Source organism: Lysobacter alkalisoli, assembly GCF_006547045.1.
Taxonomy (GTDB): domain Bacteria; phylum Pseudomonadota; class Gammaproteobacteria; order Xanthomonadales; family Xanthomonadaceae; genus Marilutibacter; species Marilutibacter alkalisoli.
On sequence record NZ_CP041242.1, the window covers coordinates 1,687,457 to 1,706,048 of the forward strand.

The window sequence follows — 18,592 nt, forward strand, 5'->3', positions numbered from 1 at the left end:
CCGAGTTGCGAAGCAACTTCGGCTTGAATGAATTGTTAGGCACCTGACCAGGAGAGCCCGGTTGCCGCCGCTTTGCAAGCCTACTGGAATCAAGGATGCTCCGGACCCTCATGCGCCTCAAACTTGGGCGGATCGAGGATCCGTAACTGATACTGGCGAGCTAATACTGTAAGCACTTGGTTGACGAGAGAGGAAGGTTTTTGGCTCTTAACCTGATGATGCATTGAGGTGAAAGTGTCCACTGCGACTTTCTGTCCGTTGTCGAGTACCCAAGCATAAGAATCGCCTTGCAACCCAGACTCGACGTTTGGAAAGTGGCGACCGAGCAGCGCTACCAACGGCTCGTGCACTTCATAGTAGGACTGCTCGTACTGAAGCTCGGCAAATATCATTGAATACCTCAGCTGCCGCGTGCTTAACTCAGACGCCTAACGCCAGAGTTAAGCCGACTACCGTAGCGGAGCCAATCACATGGCATGCTTTACCTGCCATGTGATTGGTGTAGCGAAGGTAGTTCGGCTTGAACGAATTGTTAGGCGCCAACCGAACTGTTTGACGCCTTGCCGCTGACCCAGACCGCATGGCCTTGAGCCAGATGCGCTGAGAATAGCGTGCCTTTGGCTGAAAGTGCACAAAGCCCCACCCCGAAAAGACCGCATTCACGAGGACACCCGTCTGGGTGCACGAATGTTCCGAGAGGCGCCCGCGGAACATGGCGGGCGGGGACGTTGAGGTGCCGATCATGGCCGAGGGCGGGACGACCAGGCCGTGCCGGCATTGGAAGGTCAACGCAGCCGATGTTTGTTGAAGCTGCGCGAGCACCCAGCCACGCGCGTAGCGCGTGGCGGACTGGGCCGATGGTTGTGGCCTGCTTGCCGACACCAATCGGGGCGGAGCCATGCGCGCAGCGGATGGCGTAGCCACTGCGGCGCCGTACGAACCACGGTTGAGCTTGATTGGCGCCTAACACCTGAATTAAGCCGCGCCGCGAAGCGGCGTCGGCTTGAATGAATTGTTAGGCCGACCGTCCGCGCTTGAGCGCTGATGTGCCAACCCATGACCAGTATGCAATTACAGCGGCCAGCCAAGCAAAGCCGAGATTGAGGCAGTTCTTGATATAGCCAAACCACTCAAAGGAGTTCCCAGGCTGTTGCTCGAGCAGGCGCGGCCAGCCCTCAACTTGCCAGAAGTCGGCGAATAGCCATATGGCCAACCATATAGGTGCGACCCAGCCAGAAGAGAACGCGATAAGAAGTGCTTGTTTCAGATTGCGCATGGTTCCCCGGCGGCCTAACGCCTGAATTAAGCCGCGCCGCGAAGCGGCGTCGGCTTGAATGAATTGTTAGGCCGGTACACGAGATGTTTCCTCGCAGCAGGTCACTGGAAATACGAAGGTCTCGCCATTCTGTAGCAGGTGGGGTGTGTGGCGCCGCCACCATGCTGCTGCCAAGGGATCTGAGCCATGAAGAATGGCTACGGCAGGTATTACCTCAATGATGTAGCCCTCCCACACCTCCTCTTTGACCGGGATGCGCAGGAAGGTCTTTAGGCGATGGATAGGACTACGAGGGTTTGTTGTGACGCCCTGGGCTACCCAAGTGTGAGGTTGCGGAGCATTGATCTCAGCGAGCGGCAAGGTCAGGCCTACCCAAGCAGCTCGAACGTTCTCGGGCGCTTCGCCTGGTGGTGCTTGAATAATCCTTACAAATCTCATACACCGGTCTAACACCAGAGTTAAGCCGACGACCGTAGCGGAGGCAACCACATGGCATGCTTTACCTGCCATGTGGTTGATGTAGCGAAGGTCGTTCGGCTTGAACGAATTGTTAGGCGCCACTCTAGCCTAATCCGCAAGTCGTTGCCGCACCCTGTGCCTGACGCTATCCCGAGCCGCGCGCGTAGCGGGCGGGTTGAGCAGCCAGACGAGCTGAGGGTCGACAATGCAGCCGTGTGCGCTAGCAGACGGCGAGAACTTGGCGGTGACAATGACGCCTACTGAGCCTTGCGGCGTAAGCTGAGCCAGCACCCGACGCCAAGTGCAACGATACCCGCTGCCAAATGCAGCAACATCTCCGCGACTGAGGGAGGTGCACCAAATGGATCCGCGTCATTGGCGAGTTGTGCACCTTGAGGATCAGCAAGAGCGAGCAAGGCGAGGAGACAGAAGCCAAGACCAAGCGCAGACAAGACAATGCCGAGGGCTTTTGCTACAACGCGCATGGGTATCTCGTGTGGCGCCTAACGCCTGAATTAAGCCGACCCGCGAAGCGGGTTCGGCTTGAATGAATTGTTAGGGCGCGACTCTGCCAAACAGCCGCTCCCACGCTTCTGGACTTTCACGCTCGACAAGCGGTTCTGCGTAGCTGAGAACATCTACGTAGTTGTTGAGGGTCACTATGAGGTAATGGGTGGGAGGCTCATCCCTCATTCCACGCCTCAGTTCCGAGAAGCTTTCTGCCCATGTTGAGTCTCGAACAATGAGCATAGGGTATACACCGCCATGCTTGAGCTGAGGCAGTTCCGCGTCGGGGTCGTCTATGAGCCAATGCGTTGTTTCCTCATGTGCGGAGATAGCCTGGGTATGGGGAAATGTGATCTTTAGGACCGGTGAGCCGCCGATGCCAACGAGTAGCAGAACTGTGGAAGTGTCAGAGAAGGAAGTAAAAGTGACGCTATCCAAGTAGTCCGTGAGTTCCGGATTGCCATCCCAACGCTGAAATGAATGTCCCATAGCGCCCTAACGCCCGAATTAAGCCGAGTTGCGAAGCAACTTCGGCTTGAATGAATTGTTAGGCGCTGAGGTTACCCCAGAATGCCCCGGGGCTGGCAACTGCCGCTTTGAAGGCGCCCGAAACCTGGGCAACAGTTCGCGCCCGATGACCTGTCCGCTGTGCGCCGCCCGAAGTGGGGCTTTACCGACAGCCCGGCCGCAAGCTTGGCCTGCGTCCGAAGCCGGAAGCCTGCCCGCGACCCCGTGTGAGCGTGCCCGACAACGTGTCCGAGGCTGTGTCCGACACCGCCAGCGCAGCCGCGCGCGAAGCGGGCGGCGGTGAAAGCACGAAGATTGTGGCTTGTAGCCCGATGAAGCTAGCAGCGGAGCCGTGCGCAGCGCGGACGGCGGAGCAGAGCAGTGAAGCCAGCAACGAAACCGATTTTACAGCGCCTAACGCCTGAATTAAGCCGAACCGCGAAGCGGTTTCGGCTTGAATGAATTGTTAGGCACCGGCTACGACCAGGCAGCCGCTGCCCTCAAAGATGCTGGTCAGCGCCGCCCGCAGTGCTAAGTGCTCGGAAGGTGATAGCTGGAAGGATATGAAAAGGCGCACCAATCCATCCAGTGTCTCTGCTGTATTTGGGGAAAACGTGATCTCGGCGCAGTTTGTCTTTAGCACGAACTGCGAGATACCACCGTACCCAGAGGACTCTTGGCCACACCACTCAACGTGGTAAGTGTCCATGCCCAGCTCAACGTCCTGATCGTCAAACTCGAGGGCGCGCTGAAGCATGAGATAGATATTGGTGTTGAACTCACTATCGGCGAAGCCAACCAAGTGGAACTCGCCGACGGGCTGCTCAATAGCTACGCTTTTGGCTTCAAACGCGAAAGTACCCATTCCGATGCCTAACGCCAGAGTTAAGCCGACCCGCCCCGGGGCCGGTTCCGAAGCCGATGTTAACGCGGAACCACCCGGGTGCAAGCTGATCCGAAGCGGGTTCGGCTTGAACGACTTGTTAGGCGGCAGATCGCCTACGACAATGCCACTACCATGATGAAGCCAATAGCTGTCGCAGCGACCAGAGCTGCCAATGTGATGAAGTTGATACCGCCAGCACAGTCTAGGCAGTAGGAATCACGTGCTGTGAAGTTGAGGCCGAGCAGGAAGAATATGCAGGCCAACCAGTTCACGGCACCAGGATGGGCAGGGTTTTCATGGCAGTGGCGGCATTGGGCCATTTAGGAAGATCCGTGCATGGTTATCGGGAGGAGCCGAGGGTAAACCCAGTGATGCCGAAGGGTACGCATACGTGTCAGCCAAGTGAAAGAAAGATATGGCTGAGGAAAGGAATGCCTAGACGAGCCATCATGTTTTCCTGCCGCCTAACGCCTGAATTAAGCCGAGTTGCGAAGCAACTTCGGCTTGAATGAATTGTTAGGCCCCGGCCTGATGGAGCCTGCGAGAAGCACTATACCCAACACCGCGACTATTGGCATAAGAGTAGCGAGATAAATGTGCCAAGGAAGAGCGAACGCAGCAAGTATGGCTGCGCCCGAACCGAGGGCCAGGAAACTTGTTACTACGAATCTAGAGCGGCGAGATGCGTGGAAGAAGCGCGGACCAAGCCAAAGGCGGACACATGCACCTACAAGGCCAGCAAGACCGGCGAGTCCCAATGTCATAAGCGCAGGCTCTCGCGGCCCGACAGCGACAAGTAATGCTGCCAGTGGCCCAAGCAAGACGCATGCGACAACTAGCACGGCCACGAAGGCGCACCGAATGAGTCTGCTATCTACAAAGCTAGCGATTCTGCTCAACAAGGGGCCTAACGCCAGAGTTAAGCCGACCCGTGGCGGGGCGGCGGATAGGTGCTAGCGTAGCGTAAAAGCACCTAGCCGGTGCCCCGATACGGGTTCGGCTTGAACGAATTGTTAGGCCGCGGCCAGATCCGCGACAGGTACAGTGAGCCAAGCACCAGAAAGGCAAGGTAGCTGGATGCCTCCACGACGGCCATGACCCTAACCTGAGAGTCAAGTGGACCCGCGTACGTTATGAGCTCATTGATCCGTAATGTGAGTACGGGCAATGAGACGACAGCGGCAGCCAGCCATGCTTTTTTACGGAAGGCAGCGGAAAGTGGAGCCGAGACGATGATTGAAGCCGCAACAGCCCCGACCAAGGCGCAAGAAATCATGTCCACGTAGCTCCGGGGAAGATGGCTACCGAAGACAAGTGTGCGAGTGAAATGCTGTGCGTACGAATAGGCAGCAAAGGCCACGATCGTGGCTAGAAGTAGGGCAAGTGCTCGCAACAGAACTTTCATAGCGGCCTAACGCCAGAGTTAAGCCGACCCGTGGCGGGGCGGCGACTGGGTGCTAGCGTAGCGGAAAAGCACCCAGGCGGTGCCCCGATACGGGTTCGGCTTGAACGAATTGTTAGGCGCGTGAACGACGGACATATATAGCTACAACGGAAGCAACCGATAGCAAGGCCAGGGCAATGAAAGCTGCTATAGCGACATACAGGCCAGTGTAATCCACATGTCTACACATGCCTGCGATGCAGAAGCTCTTGGCTCCGAAATAGATGACAAGGGGAAGCTGAAAAGGCCGAGAATTCCTGAGATGAAGGCTGTTCGATGCCGTCTCGTATCAGTTCGACGCCCACTGATGATAGCGACGAGGTGAACCAGGACTACGAAGATGCTGAGAACTATCCAGCCCATCTGCCTCTCCTGGGGATGATCATGAGCCTATCCAGAGCGCGCCTAACGCCTGAATTAAGCCGCGCCGCGAAGCGGCGTCGGCTTGAATGAATTGTTAGACCTTGGCCGGTCGATTGCGATAGCGCCCGAAAAGCCACCCGACTAGGAAGACCAACAAGACGCACTGAATGACTAGGACAGTATGGAACAACCAGGGCGGGGGCTCTTGCGAGTTGCCGGAGAGTATGGATGCTACATGGACCGGGAGATAGAAGGCCGGTCCAATCCAATCCAGAAGCGGAAAAATTTGTCTTTGTGCAACTAAAATGCTCGCTAGAGCAAGCACGGAACCAATAAGGAGCGACTCAGTCAGCGGGCGTTTCCAGATTTGCATAAGTTCTCCCCAAGGCAAAATATCTTATCAACGACGTTGCAAACAAAAGTCCGTCCTAGGGCGTCAGGCGCTTGGTTCTTGCACCGAGGTCTAACGCCTGAGTTAAGCCGAGCCGCGAAGCGGCTTCGGCTTGAACGAATTGTTAGGCAGCATCAGTCGGATATCCAAGCGTGCTGCCACTCACCAGCTTTGAAGCAGTAGGCTACGCCGGACGACTGAGTTGCGCCGAATACTGCCACCGAGTGCGGGCAAACAAAACTACTAACCTCTCCCGGCTCGTACGGCCCGTCAAACAAGTTGTCATATGTGCCTGGGTCCTCCGCGCTGACGTAGAGCCGGGAACGGCCTTCCGGCCGCGCGGAAAGCTTGTGCAACTCCCATTTCTCGGCGCGAGCGAGGGCGACTACCACCAACGCGCCTGTACCCTCTTTGGCCGTCAGTCCGAGAAGCCAGTCATTGGCACCGTCACCGTCAAAGTCGGCCGTTGCGGTGCCCAAGCATTCATTCCCGCTCTGTTCTTTACTCCATGCAACCTCATCCGCAGGATTGTCAGTCACAGCGGGCAAACGGAAAAGCGGGAAGCGCTCTGTCACTCGCGCTTTCAACGTACCGAGCAATGGCGCGTGACACGCGTCTGCAGCTACGGCAGGCAGTGCATTTAGTGCTATCAAGACTGCAAGAATGTGTCTCATGGTGCCTAACGCCAGAGTTAAGCCGACCCGCCCCGGGCCGGTTCCGAAGCCGATGTTAGCGTGGAACCGCCCGGGTGCAAGCTAATCCGAAGCGGGTTCGGCTTGAACGAATTGTTAGGGGCCAACCTTGCTACGCCGATATTTGCCAATGATGGCTCCAAGTGCTGCAGTCATAACGTAACCCCCAAGGAACGCAAATGAAGAAGTTGGGTCTAGATGCGAGAGTAGAGAAGCGGGAATTAGTGAGATGACGCCCCCAAACCCGCCACCAATAGTCCCATTCACAATGGGCTTCCGGGATGAGTTGTAGCAGAGACGTAGCCGGCAATGGCGGGATCAGACTGCTTGTCAGTTGTATCGCGATTCCGAATAGTCCGCTATTCGGCGCTGCACCTGTGGTGGCTACTGCACTAGATGCCATGCTAATGAGGAAGGTCCCTGCAAGGAAGATTGCAAGGCCATAGCCAATTGCTTTGAGGTCGAGGGTCGTGTCATTGGCCCCTAACACCTGAGTTAAGCCGAACCGCGAAGCGGTTTCGGCTTGAACGAATTGTTAGGCCCGTAACGTTTTAGGCAGGCCACTCGATCGCCTTTACCATATTGCCGCGCCACATCTATGGGCAGACGCCCCGATTTGTCCGCTTGGAGAGGGTCTGCACCTTGTGAAATCAGCAAATCAATCATTTCGATGCCGCCGTGGCTCGCGGCCCAGTGGAGTGGCGACCAACCGTCCTGGTTGGCTAAACGAGTATCTGCGCCATGAGCAAGTAAGAATCGCACGACGCCCATGCGCGCATGGCCCACAGCACCGAATAATGCGCTCTCGCCAATAGAATCTTGCCAGTTCACGTCGGCACCCGCGGCGACTAGTCGCTCTACCTCCGGAAGATCGCCAGCCCATGCTGCTGCATGAAGTGGGGACTCCGCATGGCCGTCTGCTGCAGTGAGGTTGCTCATATGGTGGGCAAAGGCCTAACGCCTGAATTAAGCCGAGTTGCGAAGCAACTTCGGCTTGAATGAATTGTTAGGCGCTGAGGTTACCCCAGAATGCCCCGGGGCTGGCAACTGCCGCTTTGAACGTGTCCGAAGCCAGGGCAACCGTGCGCGCCCGACGACGTATCCGCTGGATGCTGCCCGAAGCGGGGGCTTTACCGACAGCCCGGCCGCGAGCTTGGCCTACGTCCGAAGCCGACAGACTGCCCGCGACCCCGTGTGAGCGCGCCTGGCAGCGTGTCCGAAGCTGTGTCCGACGCGGCGAACCCAGCCGCGCGCGAAGCGGGCGGTGGTGAAAGCACGATGGTTGTGGCTAGTGACCTGGAAACGCTAGCAGCGGAGCCGTGCGCAGCGCGGACGGCGGAGCGGGGCAGCGAAGCCAGCAACGCAAACAGCTTTTACAGCGCCTAACGCTTGAGTTAAGCCGACCCGCCTTGGGCCGGTTCCGAAGCCGATGTTAACGCGGAACGGCCCGGCTGCAAGATGATCCGAAGCGGGTTCGGCTTGAATGAGTTGTTAGCTGCGTGGCGGTTGCCAGTCAACTTGGGCTTTGTAACGCCGTGTTATCGTCTGGACATCCGTGTTGTTGCAGCCTATTTGCGCAATTTTTTCAGAGACCTCTTTGTCCAGAAGCACCTTTCGGCCAGCGAGAAGTTTGTCTATCTCCGCGGGTGACTTTTTGTAATGATCTGACATGAGTATGCGCCGAACATGAGTTGTTACAGTGGCGAAGTTGGCGTCATGACGAGCTTTGGATTGAGTATCTGGTGGGCTGCAAGCTTTGGCGGCGGCATTGGATATGACAAATTGGTCATACATGTCGAAGATGTATGGTTTTTTGCCAGTGTCCTGCGCTGCAGCGACGATGCTGGATGCAGTGGCAACAAGGGCAAGTGTGAGAGAAATTGGAAGTCTCACCATGTGGAAGCTCACAGGACTGTCCTTTTAGCAGCTAACGACTGAGTTAAGCCGTGCCGCGAAGCGGCATCGGCTTGAACGAACTGTTAGGCCTCACCGGCCTGTCTTGGAATGCGAACCTCACTGTAGCGCATGCGAGAAAGGTCGCCTTGGGACTCTAGCCGGCCTTGAGACACTAGTGAGATAACGCGTTGAGTATAGAAGACGTCAGGGATGCCAGGAGCCAGCTCAGGAAGGGTGCCCATGGCCGTGCCAACGACAAAAGCAACCTTCCGCCAATTACGCCCCGCAGCACGCATTACGGCCGCGTCGATTGCTTGAACTTGCTCCGGCCGAAGAGCTGCGATCAGCTTGAGCGCTTCGGCATCCGGCGGTGGATCAGAAAACTCATGATCTTCTGAAGTTGTCATGACGTTCCTTGTGAGGCCTAACGCCTGAATTAAGCCGAGCCGCGAAGCGGCTTCGGCTTGAATGAATTGTTAGGCGGCATGACGACGATGGGCTTGTACGCCACGCGCTCTAACCACCCGCCAAGAGGTGCTGCTGATTCTGGTGCATACAACATTGCAGCTACGACAAGGGCTGGAGCCGCCAGGATGTAAGCAAACACACCGCGCGGCCGAAGCGCGAGTGTACAGAGAGCGCCACAGCTAGGACACTTGTACTCAGAGGTCGTCTGGCTGACATGCCACCACTTTGGATTGTCACGAGGCATGCGCACTAAGTCCCGTGAGGAATCTGTTGTTGCTCCGCAGAAACTGCAAGGAAACTTGACCATGCCGCCTAACGCCAGAGTTAAGCCGACCCGCCCCGGGCCGGTTCCGAAGCCGATGTTAACGCGGAACCACCCGGGTGCAAGCTGATCCGAAGCGGGTTCGGCTTGAACGACCTGTTAGGCGCACGGTGAAAGGCGGCGAAGTGAGGTTGTACCCGTATGCGTAACAGTGAGCCCGCCGATCAAACCCAACCGAAGGCCGACAGCACACGATAGCCCGGACCTTATTGACCGAAGCCGTGAGCGCCGCCCCCGGACCCGAGTTTGACCAATCCCTGCGCCGCCCATTTGGGCTTGGCCCACTGTCCCGGAGGCCGAGCGGCGCAATGGCCGTGGCGGCGCAGCAAGGAACAACCGAAGGCGGCTTTTGACGCGAGGGAATGCTTGGCCGGGCAGGGAGAGTTAGCAGTGGGGACGCAATTTTGAAAGCTGCATGCCCACGCCTAACACCTGAATTAAGCCGCGCCGCGAAGCGGCGTCGGCTTGAATGAATTGTTAGGCCGACCGTCCGCGCTTGAGCGCTGATGAGCCAACCCATGACCAGTATGCAATTACAGCGGCCAGCCTAGCAAAGCCGAGATTGAGGCAGTTCTTGATATAGCCAAACCACTCAAAGGAGTTCCCAGGCTGTTGCTCGAGCAGGCGCGGCCAGCCCTCAACTTGCCAGAAGTCGGCGAATAGCCATATGGCCAACCATATAGGTGCGACCCAGCCAGAAGAGAACGCGATAAGAAGTACTTGTTTCAGATTGCGCATGGTTCCCCGGCGGCCTAACGCCTGAATTAAGCCGAGTTGCGAAGCAACTTCGGCTTGAATGAATTGTTAGGCGCTGAGGTTACCCCAGAATGCCCCGGGGCTGGCAACTGCCGCTTTGAACGTGTCCGAAGCCTGGGCAACCGTGCGCGCCCGACGACGTATCCGCTGGATGCTGCCCGAAGCGGGGGCTTTACCGACAGCCCGGCCGCGAGCTTGGCCTACGTCCGAAGCCGACAGACTGCCCGCGACCCCGTGTGAGCGCGCCTGGCAGCGTGTCCGAAGCTGTGTCCGACGCGGCGAACCCAGCCGCGCGCGAATCGGGCGGCGGTGAAAGCACGATGGTTGTGGCTAGTGACCTGGAAACGCTAGCAGCGGAGCCGTGCGCAGCGCGGACGGCGGAGCGGGGCAGCGAAGCCAGCAACGCAAACTGCTTTTACAGCGCCTAACGCCTGAATTAAGCCGAGCCGCGAAGCGGCTTCGGCTTGAATGAATTGTTAGCAGTGGGGAGATCCCCACATGCCCTCATACAACGAGCGGACTGGTGCCGCTATGTGGTCCCATGCCCAACACTTCTGCTCCTGATTGGCGTTCCACATGAGCGGCTCAGCATAGTAGACGTCGATAAAATTGCGTATTACTTCCGAGCCATGCAAATACTGATGCGCGAAGAATTGGGTGTGCGCGGCGACTCGAGCCGAGTCTTTAGCGAAGATGGCCTCAGTTGTCCTATCTGCAAATGACTCGAGCCAGGAGAATGGGCCCTCTAAGCTGCACTCTTGGGTCCATGCATCTGTGTCCGAAGCCTCGCCCGGAAAGTGCGTCCGCACTGCCAGCAATAGCTGCTCTTCCTCAAGATAGTCGGGTAGTTCGGCCACTGCTAACGCCTGAATTAAGCCGACTTGCGAAGCAAGTTCGGCTTGAATGAATTGTTAGGCCTCGCCGTCTGAAGCAGAAAGGCGATATCCAGCCGCGGCAAATTGATTCATCAAGCCGGCGTCTAGATCGCTATCGCTCAGGCCTTGGCTCTTGCCGGGCGCCTTCCAGTGCCATGTAAGTTGCATCGCTTCACCAGTTAGCATTGGGAACTCGTCTGACAGCATGTCCGCGAGGTCGATATTTGACAATGCAGGGTTCTGCGCGATCAGCGCGCGGAAGACTGCCGTAGGACTTTCGCCGAGGAGAATTCTGTCAAGCATGTACGGATGCTCTTGTTGGGCCTAACGATTGAGTTAAGCCGTGCCGTGAAACGGCATCGGCTTGAACGATTTGTTATGCGCCACGGACATTGAGCGAAGCCGCCACTGTCCCCGACGCGACCATGACCGGGAGCCTACCATTACTGTCCCGAAGGCCGGTAGGAAATCGAGGCCAGCGCTTGACTGACCGAAGCCTGGGCGCCGTTGATCCGTGAGCCGGTGAACTGACCGTGGCAATGAACCGCGCCGCCGACCCGGTAGCCGAACAACTCTGTACTGCAGCGGCGCCAAGACCGCCGGCGGTGCAACACGGATCCGGTAGAAGCAGGCTTTGCGAAGCGCCAGTGACAGCTGGAATGGCGGGGCAGTGCGGCGACGGCGGCGCAATTTTGAAATCGCCGCCCCACGCATAACGCCAGAGTTAAGCCGAGTTGCGAAGCAACTTCGGCTTGAACGAATTGTTAGGTGCCAGCCAGCTCACCGGTAGGTGGCTCCTGGCGCCCAGTATTCCTCGAGTGCAACTTGAGCTGATTCTTGCCATACGGACTGATCTGAGAAAGCGAGCTTGTCGAGGACTGCCACAACCACTTGCTCCTCAGCGACAGTGAGAGATCCGAAGCGAGGTGGATCGCGGTCAGGTGGTCGGAGCGAAGACAGAAAGGAATCCGTAGCATTGGAATGGGGGTTGGCGGTATTTTTTAGGGCGTAGCCCAGCAAATGAGGCAGGTAGAAACGCCAGGACTGAGTGTCTAAGTACGAGATGCCCCAGAAGTAGGTCTCTAGATACTCAGGTGTGATCCTGTCCAGCTCCGGGTCAAAGGCTGGAGCCGCCTGATAGTCATCAAGGGAATTTCCACCTCGGAGCGACATGGGTGGACTGGCAGGAAGGTCGCCAAAACTTTTGTTCAAATTCGCGACGATGCTTTCCATGGCACCTAACGCCAGAGTTAAGCCGACCCGCCCCGGGCCGGTTCCGAAGCCGATGTTAACGAGGAACCATCCGGGTGCAAGCTAATCCGAAGCGGGTTCGGCTTGAACGACCTGTTAGGCGCACGGTGAAAGGCGGCGAAGTGGAATCGTACCCGTGCACGAAGCAGTGAGCCCGCCGATCAAACCCAACGAAGGCCGACAACAGTTGGTGGCCCGGACCCGATTGACCGAAGCCAGGAGCGCCGCCCCCAAACCCGAGGTTTGACCGATCCCTGTGCCGCCCGTCTGGGCTTGGCCAACTGTCCCGGAGGCCGAGCGGCACAATGGCCGTGGCGGCGCAGCAAGGAACAACCAAAGGAGGCTTTTGATGGGAGGGAATGCCTGACCGGGGCAGGGCGGCTCGTTAGTGGGAGCGCAATTATGAAAGCGGCATGCCCACGCCTAACGCCTGAGTTAAGCCGACCCGCAGCGCGAACGGTGGGAGCACGACGCGCTGGCAGAGACGACAGGTTGGCCGAAGCCACGAAGCGGGTTCGGCTTGAACGAATTGTTAGGTCCCACCGGCTAGAGACCTGAGTTGCTGCTCTTTGCGCCTACGAACCCGCAGCGCAATGCCACGACTAATGGCTCGAATAAGACTGCCGATTGTAAGAAACGCAATAAACATTCCCACGAATGTGGAATCTTGTCCCTTGCTGTAGTCGGCCGACTCAAGTTGGGAGAGATAGAAGAATGAGAGCCAGGAGCCAAACCAGACAATTAGCCAAACATAGAGGCTGGGCTTGCGCCACGGCACGACTAACGGATAGAAAAGCGCAAAGATCAGAGCGCACACGACAATAATTGCTGTGGCCACAAGTTAACTCCATGTGGGGCCTAACGCCTGAATTAAGCCGAGTTGCGAAGCAACTTCGGCTTGAATGAATTGTTAGGCGCGCTACTCGTAGCCGCGCCCAGCCCATAAGAACATTGCGAATAGATGCCACGGATTTGCGGGCTTTGGCCCGGGCCGCACACCAAACTCTGAACTTTCAACCCACGCTTTAGCAGCAAGCAAGAACTCCGCAATTGTTTGGTTGGCTCATTCGGCCTGGTGCCCATCCAAAGTGGCCGACAGTCGATCCGCCGCTTTCCGGTCAGCCGCGAGCGCCTCGACGAAGCGCAGAAGCGTTGCCTCATCTCGAACGGCTTCTAAAGAATCAAATAATGGGTCGCTGGACATGCGGGCCTAACGCCAGAGTTAAGCCGACCCGTAGCGGGGCGGCGACTGCGTGCTAGCGTAGCGGAAAAGCACCCAGGCGGTGCCCCGATACGGGTTCGGCTTGAACGAACTGTTAGGCGTCACTTGCATAGGTTGTCCCGCACGAGGGTCGCGCCAATTTGTTCGGCGGACCAATGGCGGGTGACCCAGATAGTGAGTGCTGCACCAGACGTGTGCCACCAAAGGTTGCTGCCAACAGGGTGAGCTACATTGTGGGCACCGGCTATGCGCCACGCAGCACGCTGCCCGGGAGTTGTTTGATGCGGGTCGCTGAATAGGAACTTGCCGGTGAACGTCCACGGGCTTGTGGTCTGCACTGTAACCGGCAAGCTCTCCCCGCACTGGCGCCATGCGGCGGCAATTGCCTCTTAGCTGAAGGAGGCTGGATTGGCTGGAGTAGGGCGGCCATGAACTTTGACGAGCCCGGCGAGATAAACGATGCCCGGTGCCGCGACAATCAGCCCGATGAGGATGAGCAGTGAAAGAGTGGCTCGATGCCAGGAGGGCATGATGTGACGCCTAACGCCAGAGTTAAGCCGACCCGCTACGGGCCGGTTCCGAAGCCGATGTTAACGCGGAACCACCCGGGTGCAAGCTGATCCGAAGCGGGTTCGGCTTGAACGAACTGTTAGGCCCCACGCCCACGAATGATATCCACCCACAGTGAGCGAAGACCTGATGCCAGACCAGATGCTAGCGCGTAGATTACGACTGCTGTAAAGGTTGTTACTGCGATATAGAAGGCCCAAAAAGGCCAATGCGAACGCGAAACCAAAGGGGTATGGCTTTGGCCGGGAGCAACCAGGCATTGCATTGTCGCGCTGTGGAAGCTCCTGCCAGCGTCGGCGCAAGCGTCTCCCTCTAGGAATACGAGAGCAGCCCAGGCGGCCAGAGCTACAGCAAAGATGGCAATGGCTAACTGCGCGACATGCTTCATGTGGGGCCTAACGCCTGAATTAAGCCGACCCGCGAAACGGGTTCGGCTTGAATGAATTGTTAGGCGGCACCACGACCACCTATGGCTCTCTACAAAACCACTCGCCGAACCCGAGATTTGGCTGACTCACCCGGTAGCAATCTCCGTCAAGCTGGATCTCGCGCACGACGGTATCACCGCCCAGGGAGTGCCTGACTGTCAATAGATTGCCTGAGCGGGAAACCAGTTGCCAAGGCTCCCAAGCTACGCTCTCAGGGGATTGGTCGGGAAGTAGGACCGCGAATCCTTCTCCCGTGTCTCAACAACCAACTGACCGTAGAAGTTGTTGCGAAAGAGTTGGCGCTGCTTGTCGGACAGGTTCGAGCTTTTCTCCATCTCCGGAAGAGTGCGCTCTGCGTTTGAACGCCAGCGGCCGCATAGATCACAAGATTGTTCGGCGCAGCTAGGCAGTGCGGCCACAATTGCTAGAGCGATCAGGATGTGTCTCATACCGCCTAACGCTTGAATTAAGCCGAGCCGCGAAGCGGCTTCGGCTTGAATGAATTGTTAGCGCCCGGCAACAGAAACACCAAGCGCTCGCATGATGGGGCCAGTAACAAGTGCCCCAACGATTGAACACGGAGTACCCCAAAGAATCACTGCGACATAGATCATTGACGCCCCACCGCCAGTATATGGGCGAGCACAATCAGTGTAGTAGGCCAGAAGGAGCCAGGGCACAAAAAGAAGACAGGCACCTAGGGCCCTCAACGGGTTGGCTGTTGCCAGCGAGATGATCGCGGGCAGCAAGGGGATGAGCAGGAAGATGCCGAGGGCAGCCAAGAAAGACGAGAAGTCATGGCTGTAACAGGCAAAGCTATTGAACGCCTGAATGGCGATAACCGCAGCAATGGCGGCGCTTCCCGAAAGAATGGCTCGGCTACGACTGACTACCATAGGGCGCTAACGCCTGAGTTAAGCCGACCCGCCCGGGCCGGTTCCGAAGCCGATGTTAACGCGGAACCATCCGGGTGCAAGCTGATCCGAAGCGGGTTCGGCTTGAACGAATTGTTAGCTGCCAGCGACGTTACCACTGACCGCATGCGAGTTCGCCTATGTAGGTGCTTCCCAGAACGGTCAGCCGCGTATGCCGATCTTCACCTTTGAGTGTGAAACTCGGTGGGAGGGAAGGATCACCTGGATTTGTATAGATGAGATGGATGCGTCTGGCGTGCTGATCCAACTCCGGCACTCTGTAAGACTTCGCCGGGAGGCTCCGGGGGCCACCCTTGCCGGGAATGAGTATTCCTCCGAGCTCTTCGTAACCTAAGAACTCAAGGTCCGGTATGGGAGCCCCCGGCGGCGAGTAGAACATACACATCGTGCTACTGGCGGCAACGGGAAACGCGGCTAGCACTAGTGCTGCTGTAACGACGAGTCGCATCATTGCCTCCATGGCAGCTAACGCCTGAATTAAGCCGAGCCGCGAAGCGGCTTCGGCTTGAATGAATTGTTAGCGCCCAAACCGATCACTAACAGGTGAGAAGTACGCCAAAGCCAACACCGCACCCCATACGAGGATTGATGTCTCCAGGAACGTGCTCTCTAGGGCTGAGGAAACCGAGGGCCCAAGAAAAGGATAGACAAGGTACTCACCAATTGTGGAGTAGAGGGAGAGGGTGCGGCCCCAACTCTTGAACATGAGTAAGCCGGCGATGCCAACCAGCCAAGAGAGAACTAAGGTGGCAACTGCGCCTAACGACAGCCAACTATTGTCGGCCAGCCAGCCGCCAGGTTCAGCTGCGAATGCGTCCGCAAGCTCCTGTGAGTAACCGTCAGGTAGGAACATGGCTCCGACACTGGCAGCTACTAGCACAAGATGAAGAAGAACTAGCAGGCGGAAGTTTATGTCTGACATGGGCGCTAACGACTGAGTTAAGCCGTGCCGCGAAGCGGCATCGGCTTGAACGAACTGTTAGGCCTCACCGGCCTGTCTTGGAATGCGAACCTCACTGTAGCGCATGCGAGAAAGGTCGCCTTGGGACTCTAGCCGGCCTTGAGACACTAGTGAGATAACGCGTTGAGTATAGAAGACGTCAGAGATGCCAGGAGCCAGCTCAGGAAGGGTGCCCATGGCCGTGCCAACGACAAAAGCAACCTTCCGCCAATTACGCCCCGCAGCACGCATTACGGCCGCGTCGATTGCTTGAACTTGCTCCGGCCGAAGAGCTGCGATCAGCTTGAGCGCTTCGGCATCCGGCGGTGGATCAGCAAACTCATGATCTTCTGAAGTTGTCATGACGTTCCTTGTGAGGCCTAACACCTGAATTAAGCCGCGCCGTGAAGCGGCGTCGGCTTGAATGAATTGTTAGCTTACTTGGCCGATTTTTTCTCCATGAGCCTTCGCATCGAATCAGTAAACTCTCGGGAGGTTGCCTTACTAGCGGCGACCTGATTGACCAAGTAGACCAATATCTGCCGAACGATCGCTGCCTGTTCCAAACACACGTCATCAGATTCCGCGTGAAGACCTTCGCTCAGCGAAGAGTGCAAAACCGACAAGGGGTTCATTCCGTCGGGTCGTAAGATGCCTGGCAGAAGATCCTTGACGAGCTCAATTTTCTCCTGCGTAACAATCGTGGCACGCGTTCTATCGAGCGCCGAGCTGAAGCGAGTGAGCTCGTCTCCCGACAGAAGGCCTGAAATCTCACTTAGAAGCTCGTCAATTACTTCCTCAACGATGCGTCGATAGTAGCCGAATGCACCGATGCCGTATCCCTGAGACTCGCAAACTAGCCCTTTTCTGTAGAAACCAGAGTGCGTTCCGAGCAATTTCTCAATATTTGGATCGCCTTGGATCTCCCAAGACGGGTGTTGGCCTACTTTCATCAACCATTTCAGGTGACCATCGATCGCGATGAAGAAGTGGCGCTCGTAGTCGTCGCAGTGTGAGCAAAGGAATACAGCACGAAAGACTCTTCCTTTGGTAGGAAAATTTAGATATGGAAGCGTCTCGTGGTACTCGTTGGTCTGTCGAAAGGTCTGCTCGGAATCGCAACGGGGACAGAGCATGTTGATGCGCGGTTTTGGAAGCTCATCTGTCGTGTCTGGCACTGAGCAGATGAACTTTCTGTAGAGCGGATACTGCTCTAGAAATTCTTTGCTGGGCATGCGTGAAATCCCGAGAAGAAAGCTAACGCCAGAGTTAAGCCGACCCGCTACGGGCCGGTTCCGAAGCCGATGTTAACGCGGAACCACCCGGGTGCAAGCTGATCCGAAGCGGGTTCGGCTTGAACGACTTGTTAGGCGCACGGTGAAAGGCGGCGAAGTGGAATCGTACCCGTACGCGCAGCAGTGAGCCCGCCGATCAAACCCAAAGAAGGCCGACAGCAGTCGGTGGCATGGACCCAATTGACCGAAGCCAGGAGCGCCGCCCCCAAACCCGAGTTTGACCGATCCCTGTGCCGCCCGTCTGGGCTTGACCAACTGTCCCGGAAGCGGAGCGGCACAATGGCCGCGGCGGCGCAGCAGGGAACAGCCGAAGGCGGCTTTTGACGCGAGGGAATGCCTGACCGGGCAGGGCGGCTCGGCAGTGGGAGCGCAATTTTGAAAGCGGCATGCCCACGCCTAACGCCTGAATTAAGCCGAGTTGCGAAGCAACTTCGGCTTGAATGAATTGTTAGGCGCTGAGGTTACCCCAGAATGCCCCGGGGCTGGCAACTGCCGCTTTGAAGGCGTCCGAAACCTGGGCAACAGTGCGCGCCCGATGACCTGTCCGCTGTGCGCCGCCCGAAGTGGAGCTTTACCGACAGCCCGGCCGCAAGCTTGGCCTGCGTCCGAAGCCGGAAGCCTGCCCGCGACCACGTGTGAGCGCGCCCGACAATGTGTCCGAGGCTGTGTCCGACACCGCCAGCGCAGCCGCGCGCGAAGCGGGCGGCGGTGAAAGCACGAAGATTGTGGCTTGTAGCCCGATGAAGCTAGCAGCGGAGCCGTGCGCAGCGCGGACGGCGGAGCAGAGCAGTGAAGCCAGCAACGCAAACTGCTTTTACAGCGCCTAACGCCTGAATTAAGCCGAGCCGCGAAGCGGCTTCGGCTTGAATGAATTGTTAGGGCCCAGCCGAGGAGCTAGGCCCACTAGCTTTGAGACGAGGTAACTCATAATCGGCCAGCCCTACATCCACAAGTGGAATTGAGTGCTGGTCTAGCTGGGTCTTGAAGGTGCCAATGACCAATGCGAAAGCTGCTGCTCGCGCCTCCGCAGCCTCTGGGTTGGTCCGGCTCCAGAATGCCAGATTCTCCTTAATCTCCCGCCGTAACGAGAGACTAAAAGCGCGGAGACA

Annotated in this window: 11 protein-coding genes; all 11 read right to left on the reverse strand. The window is 57.4% G+C overall.

Going from position 1 to position 18,592, the window contains the following annotated elements:
- Positions 1 to 89: 89 nt before the first annotated feature.
- The 11 genes from FKV23_RS07280 to FKV23_RS07330 all read right to left on the reverse strand — a co-directional run bounded on the left by FKV23_RS07280 (position 90) and on the right by FKV23_RS07330 (position 17,423).
- Entirely contained in the window at positions 90 to 392 is a 303-nt protein-coding gene (locus FKV23_RS07280; protein WP_141623254.1) for a hypothetical protein, read from the reverse strand.
- Positions 393 to 3,215: 2,823 nt separating this feature from the next.
- Positions 3,216 to 3,614 carry an Imm10 family immunity protein gene (locus FKV23_RS07285; RefSeq protein WP_141623255.1) on the reverse strand — a complete coding sequence of 133 codons (399 nt, stop codon included), beginning with the start codon at positions 3,612 to 3,614 and terminating at the stop codon, positions 3,216 to 3,218.
- 3,406 nt (positions 3,615 to 7,020) lie between these two features.
- Positions 7,021 to 7,464: an ankyrin repeat domain-containing protein gene (locus FKV23_RS07295; RefSeq protein ID WP_141623257.1), complete on the reverse strand. Its 444-nt coding sequence runs from the start codon at positions 7,462 to 7,464 to the stop codon at positions 7,021 to 7,023.
- A gap of 552 nt (positions 7,465 to 8,016) precedes the next feature.
- Positions 8,017 to 8,433, reverse strand: coding sequence for a hypothetical protein (locus FKV23_RS07300; protein WP_141623258.1), 417 nt, complete (start codon positions 8,431 to 8,433; stop codon positions 8,017 to 8,019).
- Between the two features lie 71 nt (positions 8,434 to 8,504).
- Complete coding sequence (locus FKV23_RS17790) at positions 8,505 to 8,828, reverse strand: DUF3658 domain-containing protein (protein ID WP_141623259.1); 324 nt, start codon at positions 8,826 to 8,828, stop codon at positions 8,505 to 8,507.
- 1,615 nt (positions 8,829 to 10,443) lie between these two features.
- Positions 10,444 to 10,824 (reverse strand): DUF7674 family protein, encoded by a 381-nt coding sequence (locus tag FKV23_RS17900; protein WP_455429706.1) that lies wholly within the window; start codon positions 10,822 to 10,824, stop codon positions 10,444 to 10,446.
- A 54-nt stretch (positions 10,825 to 10,878) separates the two neighbouring features.
- Positions 10,879 to 11,145 (reverse strand): hypothetical protein, encoded by a 267-nt coding sequence (locus tag FKV23_RS07310; RefSeq protein ID WP_141623260.1) that lies wholly within the window; start codon positions 11,143 to 11,145, stop codon positions 10,879 to 10,881.
- A 477-nt stretch (positions 11,146 to 11,622) separates the two neighbouring features.
- Positions 11,623 to 12,075 carry a DUF6714 family protein gene (locus FKV23_RS07315; RefSeq protein ID WP_141623052.1) on the reverse strand — a complete coding sequence of 151 codons (453 nt, stop codon included), beginning with the start codon at positions 12,073 to 12,075 and terminating at the stop codon, positions 11,623 to 11,625.
- Positions 12,076 to 13,156: 1,081 nt separating this feature from the next.
- Positions 13,157 to 13,297, reverse strand: coding sequence for a hypothetical protein (locus tag FKV23_RS17160; RefSeq protein WP_167285074.1), 141 nt, complete (start codon positions 13,295 to 13,297; stop codon positions 13,157 to 13,159).
- Between the two features lie 2,930 nt (positions 13,298 to 16,227).
- Positions 16,228 to 16,551, reverse strand: coding sequence for a DUF3658 domain-containing protein (locus FKV23_RS07325; RefSeq protein ID WP_141623262.1), 324 nt, complete (start codon positions 16,549 to 16,551; stop codon positions 16,228 to 16,230).
- Positions 16,552 to 16,625: 74 nt separating this feature from the next.
- Positions 16,626 to 17,423 (reverse strand): hypothetical protein, encoded by a 798-nt coding sequence (locus FKV23_RS07330; RefSeq protein WP_141623263.1) that lies wholly within the window; start codon positions 17,421 to 17,423, stop codon positions 16,626 to 16,628.
- Positions 17,424 to 18,592 lie beyond the last annotated feature (1,169 nt).

Bases quoted from the DNA above. Each gene is read 5' to 3' on its own strand.
- FKV23_RS07315 (WP_141623052.1), bottom strand. From the start codon at position 12,075: ATGGAAAGCATCGTCGCGAATTTGAACAAAAGTTTTGGCGACCTTCCT.
- FKV23_RS07280 (WP_141623254.1), bottom strand. From the start codon at position 392: ATGATATTTGCCGAGCTTCAGTACGAGCAGTCCTACTATGAAGTGCAC.
- FKV23_RS17790 (WP_141623259.1), bottom strand. From the start codon at position 8,828: ATGACAACTTCAGAAGATCATGAGTTTTCTGATCCACCGCCGGATGCC.
- FKV23_RS17160 (WP_167285074.1), bottom strand. From the start codon at position 13,297: ATGTCCAGCGACCCATTATTTGATTCTTTAGAAGCCGTTCGAGATGAG.
- FKV23_RS07285 (WP_141623255.1), bottom strand. From the start codon at position 3,614: ATGGGTACTTTCGCGTTTGAAGCCAAAAGCGTAGCTATTGAGCAGCCC.
- FKV23_RS07325 (WP_141623262.1), bottom strand. From the start codon at position 16,551: ATGACAACTTCAGAAGATCATGAGTTTGCTGATCCACCGCCGGATGCC.
- FKV23_RS07330 (WP_141623263.1), bottom strand. From the start codon at position 17,423: ATGCCCAGCAAAGAATTTCTAGAGCAGTATCCGCTCTACAGAAAGTTC.
- FKV23_RS07310 (WP_141623260.1), bottom strand. From the start codon at position 11,145: ATGCTTGACAGAATTCTCCTCGGCGAAAGTCCTACGGCAGTCTTCCGC.
- FKV23_RS07295 (WP_141623257.1), bottom strand. From the start codon at position 7,464: ATGAGCAACCTCACTGCAGCAGACGGCCATGCGGAGTCCCCACTTCAT.